The organism is Sphingomonas koreensis (assembly GCF_002797435.1).
GTDB lineage: Bacteria > Pseudomonadota > Alphaproteobacteria > Sphingomonadales > Sphingomonadaceae > Sphingomonas > Sphingomonas koreensis.
Genome location: NZ_PGEN01000001.1, coordinates 633,080 through 648,324, shown reverse-complemented (window position 1 = coordinate 648,324; position 15,245 = coordinate 633,080). Strand labels below are relative to the sequence as shown.

Genomic DNA, 15,245 nt, shown 5'->3' with positions numbered 1-15,245 from the left:
TTGGAATCAGAGCAAGGGGGCTAGGGCGGAGAACCATTGGCAGGCGACATTACCCATCCTTTTCCTTGCGCGGTGAACCGCACGCCCAGCAATGGCGCCGCGCGAGCCAGCACGTCCTCCGCACTTCCGTTGAGCATCAATGCGCCGGTATAGGGGGCAAAGCCGCTACCCTCGACCGTTACCGAGCGCCCGAGATTGCGGGTCAGATCCTGCGCCACGCGATCGAGCGGCGCTTTGTCATAGTAGAGCGCGCCGGTGCGCCAGCCGCCGACATTCTGCGTACTGGCCTTGCGCAGAACCGGCACCGCATCGGCGCGCGCGCGCGAAAGGCCATCGCCAGCGTCGAGCCGCACCTGGTTCGCGCCCGGCTGGTAGATCACCGCGCCCTCGGCCACCTCGACGTCGAGCGCGCCCTCTTCGGCGATGACGTTGAAGACCGTGCCGGCGTCGAGCAGCCGGGTCTTGCCGGTGACGACGAGGAACGGGTTGGCTTCGTCATGCTTGACCTCGAACAGCGCCTCGCCCTGGGCGAGCTCGACATGGCGCGGCGTATCGCGGTCGATCGTGACACGCGTGTTGCCGTTGAGCAGGATGCGCGAGCCGTCGGCGAGTTCGATGGCGCGGCGCTCGCCCGGCGCTGTCGCGATCTGCTCGGGCGCATGGCCGCGATCGATCAGGCCCCAGCCGGTAACCCCGGCCACGGCGGCGGCGATCGCGGCACCGGCGAGCCAGCGGCGGCGCGGCGGCCGGTAGCCGGTTTCCTGTTGCGGCTGCCATGCCGGCCTGGGCTCGGCAGCGAGCAACTCGGCCGCTTCGTCGGCCTGCGCCAGCGCGGCTTCATAGGCGGCCAGATGCGTGGGCGATTCTTCCAGCCATTGCGTGAAGCCGTCCCAGTCGGAAAAGCCAGGATCGCCGGCACGGATCGCCCACAGGCGTGCGGCTTCGGCGATCTCCGGTGTCGGCAGGGCGTTCGATTCCATCGTCATATCGTTTCCATGACGGACTCGTGCAGCTCAGTCCGCATCGAACGCCACCTTCAATTGCGCGAGGGCGCGATAGGCCTTTTGCAGATCCTTCTCCACCGAACTCAGACTGACGCCCAGTTCGCGCGCGATCACGGCCTGGCCGACCCCGTCGAGCCGGTAGCGGCGAAAGACATGATCGGCGCGCGGGCCCAGCTCTGCCAGTGCGGTTTCGACCCGGCGCAACTGCTCGCGCGCGATCAGGGCGCGCTCGCCCTTGGGTGCTTCGGTCTCCGGGACGCTGACTTCGTGCCATTCCTGCTGGCGCCGCGAGCGGCTCATGCTGGAGCGGCGGCGGTCGCGCATCAGGTTTTCGGCAGCGCGAAACAGGTAGGAAACCGAATCGGCGATCGGTTCGCTCGGCGAGGCGGCGACGCGCTGCCACAGGTCGTGGAGCACGTCCTCGGCCTCGTCGCCCGCACCGCGCGCGGCGAGGAAGCGCAGCAACCGCCCGCGCTCGTTCAGGATCACCTGCTGGAGTCCGCTGACCGCTTCACCCGAAGTCATGGCAGCCCGGTAGCCCTGTTGCGCGCGCAATGCGAATCCGTCGCACGCAAGCCGCGGCGGTTGCGCGTCATACGCCCGGCTCTCATGCTCGCATGTATCGTCAAGGTACAGTTCCGCTATCCTTTGTCTGCGCGCGCGTGCGGGCGAAGGCCGAGATGTGGGGCGCGGTCGCAGGCAGGGGCACATTTTCCCGCGCCGGCGCCTCTCCCCGCAAGTGCGGCAGCGGATCGATCGCGCGCCCGTTTTCGTGCAGCTCGAAATGCAGATGGCTCCCGGTGGATCGGCCGGTCGATCCCATCTGTGCGATCGTTTCGCCGCGACGAACCTGCGCGCCGGCCGGCACCAGAATGCGGGCCAGATGCCCGTAGCGGGTCCGCGTGCCGCCGGGGTGGACGATTTCGATCAGATTGCCATAGCCGCCCGCGCGCCCGGCATGGCGCACGATGCCGTCCTCCGCCGCGCGGATAGGCGTCCCGATACGGCCGGGGATATCGATTCCACTGTGCATCCGTGTCGCGCGATGGAACGGATCCAAGCGCAGCCCGAAGCGTGAGGAGATCCGCGGCAAGGCCGCCGGCGCGCCTGTTTTGGGGGCCGACGCGCCGGCGGCTGGACCAGGGGCAGGCCCTGGCCGCGGGGCCGCCCATGCGCGAAAGATTGGGCCGTTCGCGCGAGGCAGCTCAGGGATGTCCGGCGACGTGCCATCGGTGCTCGCTAGCAATGAGAGCGCCAAGGGCATCGCGGGGGTAAAAAAGCCGGGCATCGCCCGAAAGACGGAGCCGTGCGCGCGAACCCGCACGCCGTGTCGCGAAAAATCTGAGCGCCGGCCCGGGTTACGGAATGCTGCGCCGCACTCCGTCTCGGCAAGCATCAGTAAATGCTTTGCAGTTGAGGAGACTCGCCCATGAATTCCGCCGAACGCCGCATGCTCGACATGCTGAAAAAGGGCCGGGACCAGTATGGCGTCGTCGCCGTGAAGGCCGAGTTCGAGGCCGAGGGAACCCGCCCCGACGAGCTGCTCCGCCTGCTCGAGCTCGCGCGCCGCGCCGACCTCAAGGTCGCGCTCAAGATCGGCGGGTGCGAGGCGGTGTCGGACCTGCTTTCCTCGAAGCTCTATGGCGTCGATCACGTCATCGCCCCGATGATCGAGACCCGCTACGCGCTGTCCAAATATATCGACGCCAAGACCAGAACCTATGGCGAGGACAAGGGCGGCACCCGTTTCCTGTTCAACCTCGAGACCGAGGCGACGCTCGGCAATCTCGACTCGATGCTCCCGCTCGCCGCGGACGGCGTCGACGGCATCGTCTTCGGCCGGGTCGATTTCACCCTCTCGCGCGGCCTGCCGCGCAAGGCGGTCAACACGCGCGAGATCACCGACGCCGTGCTGATCGTGGCCCAGGCGTGTGCCGACAATGATCTGGAGCTGGTCGTCGGCGGATCGGTCTCGCCCGAGGCGGTTCCGGCGCTACGCGAATTCCGCCGCATCCGCCTCGACCGGTTCGAAACGCGCAAGGTGGTGTTCGACGGCGCCGCGGCGGACGCCGCCGACATCGACGCGGGCATCGCCAACGCGGTCGCGTTCGAGCTCGCCTGGCTGGAGAACAAGCGCGACTATTATCGCGCCGCCGCCGAGGAGGATGCCGCGCGCATCCGCATGATGCAGGAGCGTGCCGGTACCCTTGCGTCCGCGAAGCTGGCCAGCGTGGCGGCCTGAACCGATGCCGTTGAAGGACGAAGTCGCAGCCTTGATGAACCGCGTCGCCGCGGTTGAGGTGATGCCGCGTTTCCGCGCGCTTGCGTCGGACGAGATCGTCGAGAAGAGCCCCGGCGAGGTGGTCACCACGGCCGATCGCGAATCCGAGCTGCGGCTGAGCGACGGCCTCGCCGCGCTCGGCCTCGGCGCGCGGATCGTGGGCGAGGAAGCGGCGTCGCGCGATCCCGCGCTGCTCGACAAGGTGGGCGAGGGGTTGGTGTGGCTGGTCGATCCACTCGACGGCACCGCCAATTTCGCCGCCGGCCATGGCCCGTTCGGGATGATGGTCGCGCTGGTCGAGGACGGCATTCCGCTCGCCGGCTGGATGCTCGATCCGCAGAGCGGGCGGCTGTGCCATGCCGAGCGCGGCAAGGGCGCGACCTGCGATGGCGTTCGCGTCCGGGCCCGCACCAGCGGCAGCGCCCGCCCCGTGGCGGCGCTCGCGACCCAGTTCATGAGCGCGGCGCGGCGCGAGCGCGTTCACGCCTCGGCCCGCCGCCGCTTCGCGCAGGTACCGATTCCGCGCTGTGCCGCCGAAAGCTATCCGCGCCTCGTCCTGGGCAGTAACGACGTCGCGCTGTTCCAGCGCATCCTGCCCTGGGATCACGCTCCCGGCGTGCTGTTCCTCACCGAAGCGGGCGGACAGGCGAGCCATTGGGATCGCAGCCCCTATCGCGTGGGCGGGTCCGGCGCGGGCCTGCTCGCCGCCGCCGATGCGCGTCACTGGCAGGCGGCGGCCGATCTGCTGCTCGTGCCGGGCGGCGCGCTCATCGACATGGAAACCCGTGCGGCATGACGCTTTCCCGTAACCTGTTCGCCACGGCCTCGGCCGTGGCCCTGCTTCTGCCCGTGTCCGCATTTGCCCAGCTCGCTTCTCCCGTTGCCGGCGGCGGGCAAAGCGGCAGCGCTTCCCCCAGCGGCGTGCCGCAGATCGCGGTGCCGCCGGCCGAGATCGTGCCCTATCGTCCGCAAACGATCGAGGCGACGCCATCGGTCGAAACCGCCATTCCCGAACCGGAAGCCAAGGCGCCGCGCATCCCGCCGCGCCCGGCCAGCGAGTATGAGCGCTTCGTCTCCGAGGTCGCCGGCAAGCCGCTGCGCCGCTTCGGCACCGAATTGCTGCTGCCCGAGGCGAAGGGGTTCGCGGTTCCGCCGGTCGCAGCGGTGCCCGCCGACTATCGCCTCAACCCGGGCGACGAGCTGCTGATCGGCCTGACCGGTTCGGTTCAGGCATCGGGCCTGCGCCTGACGATCGACCCCGAAGGCCGTATCTTCATCCCCCGCGTCGGCGCGATCCGCGTCGGCGGGATGCGCTATGGCGACGTCCATGGCGTGATCGAACGTCAGGTCGCGCGGCAATATCGCGGCTTCACGCTCGAGGTTGCGGTGGGCAAGCTGCGCGGCGTGACGGTCTATGTCACCGGCTTCGCGGCCAGGCCCGGCGCCTACAGCGTCGGCAGCCTATCGACGCTGGTCAACGCGGTGCTCGCCGCGGGCGGCCCGTCGGAGGGCGGCAGCTTCCGCTCGGTCCAGCTGCGCCGCAACGGCAAGCTGGTCTCCGATTTCGACCTCTATGATCTGCTCCTGCGCGGCGACCGCACCGGCGATGCCGTGCTGCAGAATGGCGACGTGCTGTTCGTCGCGCCCGCGGGCGATCAGATCGCGGTGATCGGCAGCGTCAACCGCGAGGCGATCTTCGAAATCGCACCCGGCGAAACACTGTCGGATACCTTGCTCTATGCCGGGGGGATCAGCACGATCGCCGACGGCACGCGCCTGATGATGCTCGACTCGCTAGCCCGTTCGGCCACCGGCTGGACCGAGGTGAGCGCCGCCGACGCGAAGGTGCGCAAGGCGCAGCGCGGCGATGTGCTGCGCGTCCTTTCCAACGTTGATCTCGCCCGCCCCATGGGACAGCAATCCGTGCTGGTGACGATCAGCGGCGAGGTCGGGAAGCCCGGTCGCTATTACTTCAAGCCGGGGACCAGCCTGAACGAAGTGGTTGCGGCGGCGGGTGGGCTGACTTCGCACGCCTTCCCCTATGCCAGCGTCATCACCCGCGAGAGCGTGAAGCAGCAGCAGCGCAAGAGCTTCGATCGCGCGATCGAGGATGTCGAATTGCTGCTCACCGCGCAGCCGGTGACCTCGGTCAACCGTGCGGCGCTGGTCCAGCCGGCCAATCTGTCGCTGGTCAAGTCGGTGGTCGAACAGCTGCGCAAGCGCGAGCCGACCGGGCGGCTGGTATTCGACCTGCCCGTCGATGCCGCCACGCTTCCCGGCGACCTGATCCTCGAGAACAACGACACGATCTTCGTGCCGCAGCGGCCGGTGACGGTCGGCGTGTTCGGCGCGGTGCCCAGCCCGGCGTCCTTCGCCTGGCGTTCGGGGGGTACGATCGGCGACTATGTGACCTCGGCCGGGGGCGTGCAGAAGCTCGGAGACAAGGGCGAGATCTTCGTGGTCCGGGCCAACGGCACCGTGGTTGCGGACGGCAAGCGCGTGCTTCGCGCGCCGGCGCTGCCCGGCGACCTGATCTACGTCCCGATCGAAGCCAATCGCGGCGAGTTCTGGGCGCGGCTGCGCGACATCACCGGCAGCCTGTTCGGCGGCTTTGTCGGTGCCGCCTCGGTCAAGTCGATCATCGACTGATGCGGACTCAGCAACTCTCCGCGTGGATCGGCAATCCACGCAATCGCCGCATCGCCTATGGGGCGCTGGCGCTGGTGCTTGCGGTGCTGTGCGTCGTGCCGCGCCCCTATGTGGCACGCGCCAAGGTCGTGCCGCAGGACAGCAGCACCATCGGCCTCGGCTCGATGACCAACGCGGTCGGCGGGCAGATGCAGGGCTTCGCGGCGCTGCTTGGCGGGGCCAAGACGCCGGTCGATCTCTACCTCGCCGTCGGGCGCGGGACCGAAGTGACCGACAGCGTGATCCAGCGCATGAATCTCGTCGGTTCGGGCGCCTATCCCAGCATCGAGAAGGCCCGGCTCGCGCTCGCCAAGCGGGTGGACATCCATTCGCTGACCGGCGGCATCGTCGAGGTCGAGGTGCGCACCCACGACCCGGCCTTCGCTCAGCAGCTCACCGAGACCTATGTCCGCGCGATCAGCGACCGGCTGACCGGGCTGGGCGAGGATCGCGTGAAGCGCAAGCAGGCGGTGGTCCAGCGGCGCTTCAAGGAAGCGGCGGGCCGGGTCATCGCGGCGGAGAGCGCGCTTGGCGAATTCCGCCGCCGCAACAACCTTGCCGCGCCCGAGGCTCAGCTCGGTTCGGCGCTGTCGTTGCGCGCGGGGCTGGAAGCGCAGCTTCAGGCCAAATTGGTCGAACTCAACACGCTCGAACAATTCCAGGGGCCGGAGAACCCGCAGCTGATGGCGGTCCGTGCCGAGGTGGCGCAACTCCGCAGCCAGATCGCGCAGAGCGCCCGTCCCGACACCGGTCCTGCCGGACCCAATGTCGCCGGCCTCACCGAAGTGTCGAGCGAGTATCTCAACCTCTTCCGCGACTATCGCTTCGCGCAGGCGCTGTACGAGGTCTATGCGCGCTCGTCGGAGGAAGTCGCGGTGGAAACGCTCGCCACCGAGACCGCGACCGACGTGCAGATCGTCGAGGCGCCGCGCCTTGACGATGATCGCAAGTTCAACGTCTCCGCCGTCGCCCTGCTCGCGCTGGTGATCGCGCTCGCGCTGTTCACCGAGGTTTATGCCCCCGCGACCGGCATCCGCCTGTGGAAACGGGCCGAGCCGTGACCCAGGCGCCAGAGCTGTCGATCGTCATTCCCTGCTTCAACGAGGCGGAGAATGTGCGGAACATCGTCGCCGCCGTCACCGCGGCTGCGGGGTCTTGCACGGCGAGTCATGAGATCATCCTGATCGACAATGACTCGACCGACGGCACGCGCGACATCATGCGCGATCTGTGCGCCGCCGATCCGCACGTGCGGGCGATCCTCAACAACCGCAACTACGGCCAGATGCGCTCGCCGACCTACGGCATCTATCAGGCCGGCGGCGCAGCGGTGATCGGCATGTGCGCCGATTTCCAGGACCCGCCCGCGATGATCCCCGTCTTCGTCGCGCAGTGGCGGGCAGGGGCGCAGATCGTCCTCGCCCAGCGCCGGTCGGAGCGAACCTCGCTCCTGCTCGGGCTGGCGCGCAAGCACGGCTATCGCTTCCTCGCCCGCTTCGGCGACACGCCCGTGGTCCCCGGCGCGACCGGCTTCGGCCTGTTCGACCGCAAGGTGGTCGACACGCTCGCCCGCTGGAACGAGCCCGAGCCGTTCTTCCGCGCGATGCTCGTCGAGAGCGGTTTCCGTCTCGCGATCGTCCCGTTCGACCGGCCCGAACGCGCGGCGGGGGAGAGCAAGAACGATTTCGCCGCGCTCTTCTCCTTCGCGCTGTCGGGCCTTGCCGGATCGGCCAAGTCGCTGCTGCGGCTGCCCGTGATCCTGTCCTTCTGGGCGGGTGGGGCCGCGATCCTGCTGCTGCTCGCCGCCTTCGTCGCCGCGCTGCTGGGCGGCCCCGGCCTTGGCCTGTTCGCGGCATCGGTGGTGACCGGCATGTTCGCGATCCTGCTCCTCTTCCTCGGCCTGATCGGCGAGCAGGTCCGCCTGATCTCCGAGCGGACACGCGGCGTGCCGCTGGTGATTGAGGCTGAGCGGATCAACTTTCCGTGACCTCGCGCCTGCGCCTCATCCCTGAAATCCTGCTCGCCGCCGCGGTGGTGGCGAGCCTGGCGGCGAGCGCGTCCTTCTTCCTGCGCAACGGCTATCTGCCCCAGCCCTTCGTGTTCGACACCAACGACACCTTCATGGACTGGTTCAACACGGCCTATTGGGCGAACAACCCGGGCGCGTACGACGTGTGGCGGACGATCTACCCGCCCTTGTCGTTCGTCTTCCTCGACACGTTCAGCCTGCCGGGCTGCTATCTCCAGTCGCCCTTCCATGCGCGTGACTGCGACTGGCTCGGCCGCGCGACGATCTACGCCTTCTACCTCATCAACATCGGCCTGGTCTGGCTCAGCCTGCGCCGGATCGACCGCGCCACCGCGCCGATGCGGACGATCGCGGTCGCGCTCGGCCTGCCGCTCCTCTTCACGCTCGAGCGCGGCAACCTCATCCTCGCCGGTTTCGCTTGCTTCATCCTCGCGCATGGCCCGCTGCTCGGTCAGGGCTGGGGCAGGGCGCTTGCCGCCGCCGCGACGATCAACTTCAAGCCCTATCTGCTGCTCCCGGTCCTCGCTCATGCAGTGAAGCGCGAATGGCGCCCGCTCGAAATCGCCGGCATCGCTACCGTCCTGCTCTACCTCGTCACCCTTGCCCTGGTCGGCGGGGGCACGCCGGGGGAGATCGTGTCGAACACCGCCAACTGGGTGATCTTCCAGAGTGGGCAGGTGTGGAACGAGATCAACTATTCGACCAGCTACGCCCCGCTGATGCTGGTGCAGAAGGCGCCGATCCCGCTGCTCCAGTTCGTGCCGTCCGAAACCGTCGACAAGATCATCCTGATCGCCTCGACCGTGATCCGCGCCACACAGGGAATCGCGCTCGTCGCGCTGCTCGCCGCCTGGGTTCAGCCTGGCGCGGTTTCGCGCGATCGGATCGCGGCGCTCATGCTCGGCGCCTATCTCGTGACGCAATCGCCCGGCGGCTACACGCAGGTGTTCCTGATCTTTCTCGTCTTCCTCGAACCCTGGCGCCGGCCGGGACCGATCGTCGCGCTGATCTGCGCATACCTCCTCTGCCTGGTCGGCGACGTGCCGCTCTCGACGATCCTTGAACTGTCGACGCCCAGCTGGCTCAGTGGCCGCCCGGTCGAGCCCGCCTTCGGCCTCACCATCGGCCATTTCATCCGCCCCGGCGTGATCGCTTTGCTCGTCTGGTCGCTCGCGATCGACACCATCGCCCAAAGTGTCCGCGCGCATCGCGGGCAGCGTCCAATTCTCGGCCTCGCCCCTGCATGATCCTCGACCATGACCTCGACGCGGTGAACGCCGCACTCGCCCCGCTCTGGCCGCGCCTCGATGGCGCGCGCATCTTCATGACCGGCGGCACCGGCTTCATCGGCCGCTGGATGCTCGAAGCGCTCGCCCGTGCGCAGGTCGATGCCGACATCGTCGTGCTGACCCGCAATCCCGCCGCCTTCGCCGATCGCGCGCCGCACCTCGCCGCACGTCTCACCGTGCTGCCCGGCGACGTGATGAGCTTCGAGCCGCCCAAAGGGACTTTCACCCACATCGTCCACGCCGCGACCGACGCCAGCGCCGCGCTCAACGCGCGCGATCCGCTGCGGATGTTCGACACGATCGTCACCGGCACGCGCCGCGCGCTCGACTTCGCGCGCATCAGCGGGGCGGGGCGGGTGCTCTATCTCAGCTCCGGCGCGGTCTATGGCGCCCAGTCGCCTGAGGTCACGCATGTCGCCGAGGAGTGGCATGGCGGCCCCGATCCGTGCGACCCTCGCTCCGCCTATGGCGAGGGCAAGCGCGCGGCGGAGATGCTCTGTGCCATCTATGCCCGCCAGTTCGGGGTGGAGGTGGTGAACGCGCGCATCTTCGCACTGCTCGGTCCCTTGCTCTCGCTGGACATCCATTTCGCCGCGGGCAATTTCATCCGCGACGCGATGGCGGGCGCGACGATCCGGGTCGAAGGGTCGGGGCAGGCGGTGCGGTCCTATCTCTACGCCGCCGATCTCACCGTCTGGCTCTGGACCCTGCTGCTCGACGGTAGGCCTGGCGAAACCTATAATCTGGGCTCCGAAGAAGCCGTCTCGATCGCCGATCTCGCGCACCGCACCGCCGCGATCCTTGGCGGGCCGGGCGTCGAGATTCTCGGCCGCCCCGATCCCGGCTGGAACCCCGGCCGCTATGTTCCCTCGACCGCCAAGCTCCGCCGCGACCTCGGCCTCGCCCCCACCGTCGAACTCGACGAGGCGATCCGCCGCACCGCGCTTCACAACGGATGGACTCCATGACTCTCGTAAAGCTTTCCGACTGGGTCGCCGACACGCTCGCGCAGCGCGGCATCCGCGACGTCTTCATGCTGACCGGGGGTGGGGCGATGCACCTCAACCACTCGCTCGGCACGCATCCGGCACTCAAGACGACCTTCACCCATCACGAGCAGGCGCTGGCGATGGCGGCGGAGGCCTATTACCGCCTCACCAACCGGCTAGCGGTGGTCAACGTCACCTCGGGCCCCGGCGGCACCAACGCGATCACAGGCGTCTATGGCGCCTATGTCGACTCGATCGGGATGCTGGTCATCTCGGGCCAGGTGAAGACCGAGACCACGGTGCGCCATACCGGCCTTCCGCTCCGCCAGTTCGGCGATCAGGAGCTGGATATCGAGGAACTGGTCCGCCCGATCACCAAATATGCGACGATGGTGCTCGATCCGCGCTCGATCCGCTACCACCTCGAAAAGGCGATCCACCTCGCGACCTCCGGCCGTCCGGGCCCGGTGTGGCTCGACATTCCGCTCGACGTTCAGGCAGCGAAGATCGATCCCGACGATCTGCTGCCCGGCTTCGACCCCGCCGAGTTGGACCAGCCGTGGCAGGCCGCCGATCTCGACGCTACCGCCGACGCGATCCTGGCGAAGCTCGCCGCCGCGCAGCGCCCGGTCGTGTTCGCGGGCGGCGGCGTCCGCCTTTCTGGCGCGCATGACGCGTTCCTCAAGCTGATCGAGCGGCTCGGCATCCCCGTCGTCACCGGCTGGAACGCGCATGACGTGCTGTGGAACGACCACCCGCTCTATTGCGGCCGTCCCGGCACCGTCGGCGACCGCGGCGGCAACATGGTCACCCAAAGCGCAGACCTGCTGCTGGTGCTCGGCAGCCGCCTCAACATCCGCCAGGTCAGCTACAATTGGAAGAGCTTCGCGCGGGAGGCGTACAAGATCTGGGTCGATATCGATCCGGTCGAACTGGCCAAGCCGACCGTGACCCCCGACATGCCGGTGGTCGCCGACCTCGCCGACCTGATCCCGGCGCTGCTCGACCGGCCCTATGCCGGGCCGACGCCGGCGCATGACGAATGGCTCGACTGGTCGCGGGAGCGCGTGTTCAACTTCCCCGCCGTCCTGCCCGAATATCGCCACCACGGGCCGAGCATCCATCCCTATGTCGCGATGGACGAACTGTTCGTGCAGCTCGGTGAAGACGATGTCGTCGTCACCGGCAATGGCAGCGCCTGCGTCGTCAGCTTCCAGACCGCCAACCTCAAGCAAGGTCAGCGGCTGTGGACCAATTCCGGCTGCGCGACGATGGGCTATGATCTGCCCGCGGCGATCGGGGTGTGGGCGGCGACCAATGGCGAGAAGCGGATTATCGCCATCGCCGGCGACGGCAGCATCATGATGAACATCCAGGAGCTTCAGACCATCGCCGGCTACGACATGCCGGTGAAGGTGTTCCTGGTGAACAACAGCGGTTACGTCTCGATCTTCCAGACGCATCGCAACTTCTTCAACGGGGTCGAGGTCGGCGGCGGGCCCAAGAGCAACGTCACCTTTCCCGATTTCGGCAAGGTCGCGACGGCGTTCGGCTTCGCCTATTTCCGCGCGGAATCGCACAACGACCTGCCCGGAACGATCGCCGCTGCGCTCGCCGCCGACGGGCCGGTGCTGTGCGAGCTGATCATCGACGAGCATGTCGGTTTCGCGCCCAAGCTCGGCGCGAAGGCGCATCCGGACGGCCGCATCACCTCGCCCGCGCTCGAGGATCTCTCGCCGTTCCTCCCCCGCGACGTCCTTGCCGCCAACATGCGGATTCCGCTGATGGAGGAGTCATGATCGCGCGCGCAGACCGCCCGCTGCGCTTCGCTGCGGCGGGGGCGGTGAATACCGTGTTCGGGCTGGGCATCTACCCGCTGTTGCTGTGGGCGGTGCCGGCGTTCCAGACTCATTACCTGCTCGCGCTCGGCATCGCTCAGGCGGTCAGCCTGTGCTTCGCTTTCACCACCTACAAGCTCGGCGTGTTCCGCACGCGCGGCAACCTCGCGCGCGAGTTCGGCGCTTTCGCCAGCTTCTACCTCGCCAACTATGCGGCCAACTGGATCATCCTGCCGATCCTGGTCGAGATCGGCGGCGTTCCGCCGGTGATCGCCCAGCTCGGCTTTGCGCTCGTCATCGTCGTGACGAGCTGGTTCTGGCACAGCCGCATCACCTTCCGCGTTGCGGAGAGACCCTGATGACCGAGTATCTGTACCGCGATTGCCCCGCCTGCGGTTCCCCCCACGCGCGCCAGGAGGTGCGTGCGGGGAAGGCGGCGGAGACGATGACGCTCGATGCCCTGCGTCCCTTCTGGGCCGGGCTGTTCAAGGAGAAGTGCTTCTTCTCCTACCATCGCTGCACGGGTTGCGAACAGCTCTACAATCCGGTGTTCTTCACCGGCGAGCAGCTGGGCGAGCTTTATGCCCGAATGGCGCCCAACATGGATGCTGTCGGCGACGCCGCGATCGTCGCGACGCAGCGAGGCTATTTCGCCCGCGCCGCGGAGCAGGGCGGGCTGGGCGGCGGCTATCTTGAGATCGGCCCCGATGTTGGCCATATCGTCCGCTCCGCGGCGATGCATGGCGGGTTCAACCGCTTCTGGCTGTTCGAGCCCAACGAGGCGATCCACGACACGTTGCGCGCCGCAGCCGGAGGGCTTCCCGCCACGCTTTCGACCGAAATGGACGATCTGTCGCCGGTGCCCGATGGTTCGATCGGGCTCGCGGTGATGGTGCATGTGCTCGACCACCTGCTCGATCCGCTGGCGATGCTGTCGCAGATTCGCGCCAAGCTGCGTCCGGGCGGCACGCTGATGATCGTCACGCATGACGAAAGCTCGCTGCTGCGGTACGTGATGGGCAATCGCTGGCCGCCCTTCTGCCTCCAGCATCCGGAACTCTACCGTCCCTCGACGATAAAGGCGTTGCTCGGCCGCGCCGGGTTCGGCGATGTCGTGGTCGAGGGCAGCCGCAACGTCTTCCCGCTCGATTTCCTCGTGCGGCAGGCGGCGTGGGCGGCGGGGATCCGCGTCAGACGGGTGCCGCTGCCAGCGGTGCCTGTCGGCCTCAAGCTCGGCAATATCCTGACGCTCGCGACCGCGCCCGCTCAGGCCGCGGCGCGCTCGCCAATGCTCGAGGCCGCGGAGTAATCGGCAATCTGGGCGAGGGTGACGGCGCGGGCGTCGTCACCCGATCCCACCGCCTTGTGCCAGGCGACGATCCATTCCAGCGCGCGGTCGAGGGTGAGGGCGGGGCGCCAGCCCAGCGCCGCGCGCGCCTTGGAGCTGTCGAGCCGCAGCAGCCCGGCCTCGTGCGGGCGTGGCCCGCTGTCGAGCAGCGGCGCACCGCCATCGCCCCAGGCTGCACGCATCCGCTCGACGATCCAGCTCACCGGCCGGGCGTCGTCGTCCGACGGGCCGAAATTCCAAGCGTCGGCAAAGCTGCGGTCGCCTGCCATCAGCCGCTCGGCGATCGCGATGTATCCGCCCAGGGCTTCCAGCACATGCTGCCAGGGCCGCACCGCGTCGGGCGCGCGGATCAGCGGGGCGACGCCCGCCTCGAACGCGCGGATCAGGTCGGGGATCAGCCGGTCCGCGGCCCAGTCGCCGCCGCCGATGACATTACCCGCGCGCACCGTGGCGAGGGCCGGGCCTTCGGCTTCGAAGAAGGAGCTGCGCCACGATGCCGCGACCAGCTCGGCGCAGCCCTTGCTGCTGCTGTACGGATCGTGCCCGCCCATCGGATCGCTCTCGCGATAGGGCCAGACCCATTCGCGGTTAGCGTAGCATTTGTCGCTCGTGACGCAGACGATCCCCTTGACGCTCCCGGCATGCCGCGCGGCCTCCAGGACGTGAACCGTCCCCATCACATTGGTGGCGTAGGTTCCGATCGGGTCGGAATAGGATGCCCGCACCAGAGGCTGGGCTGCGAGGTGGAAGACAAGTTCCGGTTTCGCTCTGGCGAACGTGGAATGGACCAAAGCGCAATCGCGGACATCGGCTTCGACATGTTCCACGATGTCCCGAATCCGAGCCGCCTCGAACAGGCTCGGTGCGGTCGGGGCAGGCAGCGCCAGCCCGGTGACCTCCGCCCCCATCGAGTGGAGCCAGAGACTCAGCCAGCTGCCCTTGAACCCCGTATGCCCGGTGACCAGCACCCGGCGCCCGCGCCAGCCGCTCACCAGCGTTTCCACGGCGCGTTGCCGCCGTTCCACAGCTCTTCCAGGTACATCTTGTCCCGCAGCGTATCCATCGGCTGCCAGAATCCGTCGTGGCGATAGCCCATCAGCTCGCCGCCCCGCGCCAATGTTTCCAATGGCTTCTGCTCCCACACGCTGTCCGGCCCGTCGATCAGGTCGAGGACGGAGGGGTCGGCGACGAAGAACCCGCCATTGATCTGCCCGCCGTCGCCGGCCGGCTTCTCGCGAAAATCGGTGACGCGGCCTTCGTCGAATTCCAGCGCCCCGAACCGCCCTGGCGGCGATACCGCGGTGATCGTCGCGCGCAGCCCGTGCGACTTGTGGAAACGGACCAGTTCGGCAATGTCGATATCCGCCACCCCGTCGCCATAAGTGAAGCAGAACGGCTCGCCATCCTCCAGATAGGGTCGGATCGCGCCCAGCCGCCCGCCGGTCATCGTCGAAGCGCCGGTCTCGACCAGCGTGATCCGCCACGGCTCGCTGCGTGCGTGATGCACCTCCATCCCGTTGCCGCCGCGCAGGTCGATCGTCACGTCGGAGGTGTGGAGGAAGTAGTTCGCGAAGAACTCCTTGATCAGATATCCCTTATATCCGAGGCAGATAACGAAGTCGTTGAACCCCGCCGCCGAATAGATTTTCATGATGTGCCACAGGATCGGCATTCCGCCGATTTCGACCATCGGCTTGGGCCGGACGGCCGTCTCTTCGCCGAGCCGGGTACCAAGACCGCCGGCCAGGATTACGGTTCGCATCGTTACTCCACGTCATG

The 15,245-nt window shown here is 68.0% G+C and carries 15 protein-coding genes; 10 read left to right on the top strand and 5 right to left on the bottom strand.

The genetic code is table 11. From position 1 onward, the window contains the following. Positions 1 to 20 precede the first annotated feature (20 nt). The 3 genes from BDW16_RS03050 to BDW16_RS21580 form a co-directional block, all read right to left on the bottom strand. Complete coding sequence (locus BDW16_RS03050) at positions 21 to 986, bottom strand: FecR family protein (RefSeq protein WP_066580155.1); 966 nt, start codon at positions 984 to 986, stop codon at positions 21 to 23. A gap of 27 nt (positions 987 to 1,013) precedes the next feature. Continuing rightward, positions 1,014 to 1,529 (bottom strand): sigma-70 family RNA polymerase sigma factor, encoded by a 516-nt coding sequence (locus BDW16_RS03045; protein ID WP_066580153.1) that lies wholly within the window; start codon positions 1,527 to 1,529, stop codon positions 1,014 to 1,016. A 100-nt stretch (positions 1,530 to 1,629) separates the two neighbouring features. Beyond that, entirely contained in the window at positions 1,630 to 2,064 is a 435-nt protein-coding gene (locus BDW16_RS21580) for a M23 family metallopeptidase (protein ID WP_066580151.1), read from the bottom strand. A 369-nt stretch (positions 2,065 to 2,433) separates the two neighbouring features. Between BDW16_RS21580 and BDW16_RS03035 the strand changes: the two genes are divergently transcribed. From BDW16_RS03035 to BDW16_RS02990, 10 genes are read left to right on the top strand one after another with little or no spacing between them, the layout of a single operon-like run. Continuing rightward, positions 2,434 to 3,246, top strand: coding sequence for an aldolase/citrate lyase family protein (locus BDW16_RS03035; protein WP_174532069.1), 813 nt, complete (start codon positions 2,434 to 2,436; stop codon positions 3,244 to 3,246). A 34-nt stretch (positions 3,247 to 3,280) separates the two neighbouring features. Beyond that, entirely contained in the window at positions 3,281 to 4,081 is an 801-nt protein-coding gene (locus BDW16_RS03030; protein WP_241230580.1) for an inositol monophosphatase family protein, read from the top strand. After that, entirely contained in the window at positions 4,078 to 5,934 is a 1,857-nt protein-coding gene (locus tag BDW16_RS03025; protein ID WP_066580148.1) for a polysaccharide biosynthesis/export family protein, read from the top strand. Before BDW16_RS03030 ends, BDW16_RS03025 begins: the two co-directional genes overlap by 4 nt. Beyond that, the gene (locus BDW16_RS03020; protein ID WP_066580145.1) at positions 5,934 to 7,034 is read left to right on the top strand and encodes a capsule biosynthesis protein; all 1,101 of its coding nucleotides are present in this window, start codon (positions 5,934 to 5,936) and stop codon (positions 7,032 to 7,034) included. Before BDW16_RS03025 ends, BDW16_RS03020 begins: the two co-directional genes overlap by 1 nt. After that, positions 7,031 to 7,960, top strand: coding sequence for a glycosyltransferase family 2 protein (locus tag BDW16_RS03015; RefSeq protein ID WP_066580143.1), 930 nt, complete (start codon positions 7,031 to 7,033; stop codon positions 7,958 to 7,960). The genes BDW16_RS03020 and BDW16_RS03015 overlap by 4 nt, the downstream gene beginning before the upstream one ends. After that, complete coding sequence (locus BDW16_RS03010) at positions 7,957 to 9,249, top strand: hypothetical protein (protein ID WP_066580139.1); 1,293 nt, start codon at positions 7,957 to 7,959, stop codon at positions 9,247 to 9,249. The genes BDW16_RS03015 and BDW16_RS03010 overlap by 4 nt, the downstream gene beginning before the upstream one ends. After that, entirely contained in the window at positions 9,246 to 10,259 is a 1,014-nt protein-coding gene (locus BDW16_RS03005) for an NAD-dependent epimerase/dehydratase family protein (RefSeq protein WP_066580137.1), read from the top strand. The genes BDW16_RS03010 and BDW16_RS03005 overlap by 4 nt, the downstream gene beginning before the upstream one ends. Beyond that, on the top strand, positions 10,256 to 12,079 hold the full coding sequence (locus BDW16_RS03000) for a thiamine pyrophosphate-binding protein (protein WP_100362695.1): 1,824 nt from the start codon (positions 10,256 to 10,258) through the stop codon (positions 12,077 to 12,079). Before BDW16_RS03005 ends, BDW16_RS03000 begins: the two co-directional genes overlap by 4 nt. Then, the gene (locus BDW16_RS02995; protein WP_066580134.1) at positions 12,076 to 12,477 is read left to right on the top strand and encodes a GtrA family protein; all 402 of its coding nucleotides are present in this window, start codon (positions 12,076 to 12,078) and stop codon (positions 12,475 to 12,477) included. Before BDW16_RS03000 ends, BDW16_RS02995 begins: the two co-directional genes overlap by 4 nt. After that, a complete protein-coding gene (locus BDW16_RS02990) occupies positions 12,477 to 13,427 on the top strand; it encodes a class I SAM-dependent methyltransferase (protein WP_066580132.1) in 951 nt (316 codons plus the stop codon). Before BDW16_RS02995 ends, BDW16_RS02990 begins: the two co-directional genes overlap by 1 nt. Here BDW16_RS02990 and rfbG read toward each other — a convergent pair. Both rfbG and rfbF read right to left on the bottom strand, forming a co-directional pair. Next, positions 13,385 to 14,458: a CDP-glucose 4,6-dehydratase gene (gene rfbG / locus BDW16_RS02985; RefSeq protein WP_241230581.1), complete on the bottom strand. Its 1,074-nt coding sequence runs from the start codon at positions 14,456 to 14,458 to the stop codon at positions 13,385 to 13,387. The genes BDW16_RS02990 and rfbG overlap by 43 nt on opposite strands. After that, on the bottom strand, positions 14,455 to 15,228 hold the full coding sequence (gene rfbF, locus BDW16_RS02980) for a glucose-1-phosphate cytidylyltransferase (protein WP_066580130.1): 774 nt from the start codon (positions 15,226 to 15,228) through the stop codon (positions 14,455 to 14,457). Before rfbF ends, rfbG begins: the two co-directional genes overlap by 4 nt. Positions 15,229 to 15,245: the final 17 nt, after the last annotated feature.

Excerpts from the sequence above, each read along its gene's own strand:
- BDW16_RS03050 (WP_066580155.1), bottom strand. The coding sequence starts at position 986 with ATGACGATGGAATCGAACGCCCTGCCGACACCGGAGATCGCCGAAGCC.
- BDW16_RS03045 (WP_066580153.1), bottom strand. The coding sequence starts at position 1,529 with ATGACTTCGGGTGAAGCGGTCAGCGGACTCCAGCAGGTGATCCTGAAC.
- BDW16_RS03035 (WP_174532069.1), top strand. The coding sequence starts at position 2,434 with ATGAATTCCGCCGAACGCCGCATGCTCGACATGCTGAAAAAGGGCCGG.
- BDW16_RS03030 (WP_241230580.1), top strand. The coding sequence starts at position 3,281 with ATGAACCGCGTCGCCGCGGTTGAGGTGATGCCGCGTTTCCGCGCGCTT.
- BDW16_RS03025 (WP_066580148.1), top strand. The coding sequence starts at position 4,078 with ATGACGCTTTCCCGTAACCTGTTCGCCACGGCCTCGGCCGTGGCCCTG.
- BDW16_RS03020 (WP_066580145.1), top strand. The coding sequence starts at position 5,934 with ATGCGGACTCAGCAACTCTCCGCGTGGATCGGCAATCCACGCAATCGC.
- BDW16_RS03005 (WP_066580137.1), top strand. The coding sequence starts at position 9,246 with ATGATCCTCGACCATGACCTCGACGCGGTGAACGCCGCACTCGCCCCG.
- BDW16_RS03000 (WP_100362695.1), top strand. The coding sequence starts at position 10,256 with ATGACTCTCGTAAAGCTTTCCGACTGGGTCGCCGACACGCTCGCGCAG.
- BDW16_RS02995 (WP_066580134.1), top strand. The coding sequence starts at position 12,076 with ATGATCGCGCGCGCAGACCGCCCGCTGCGCTTCGCTGCGGCGGGGGCG.
- BDW16_RS02990 (WP_066580132.1), top strand. The coding sequence starts at position 12,477 with ATGACCGAGTATCTGTACCGCGATTGCCCCGCCTGCGGTTCCCCCCAC.
- rfbF (WP_066580130.1), bottom strand. The coding sequence starts at position 15,228 with ATGCGAACCGTAATCCTGGCCGGCGGTCTTGGTACCCGGCTCGGCGAA.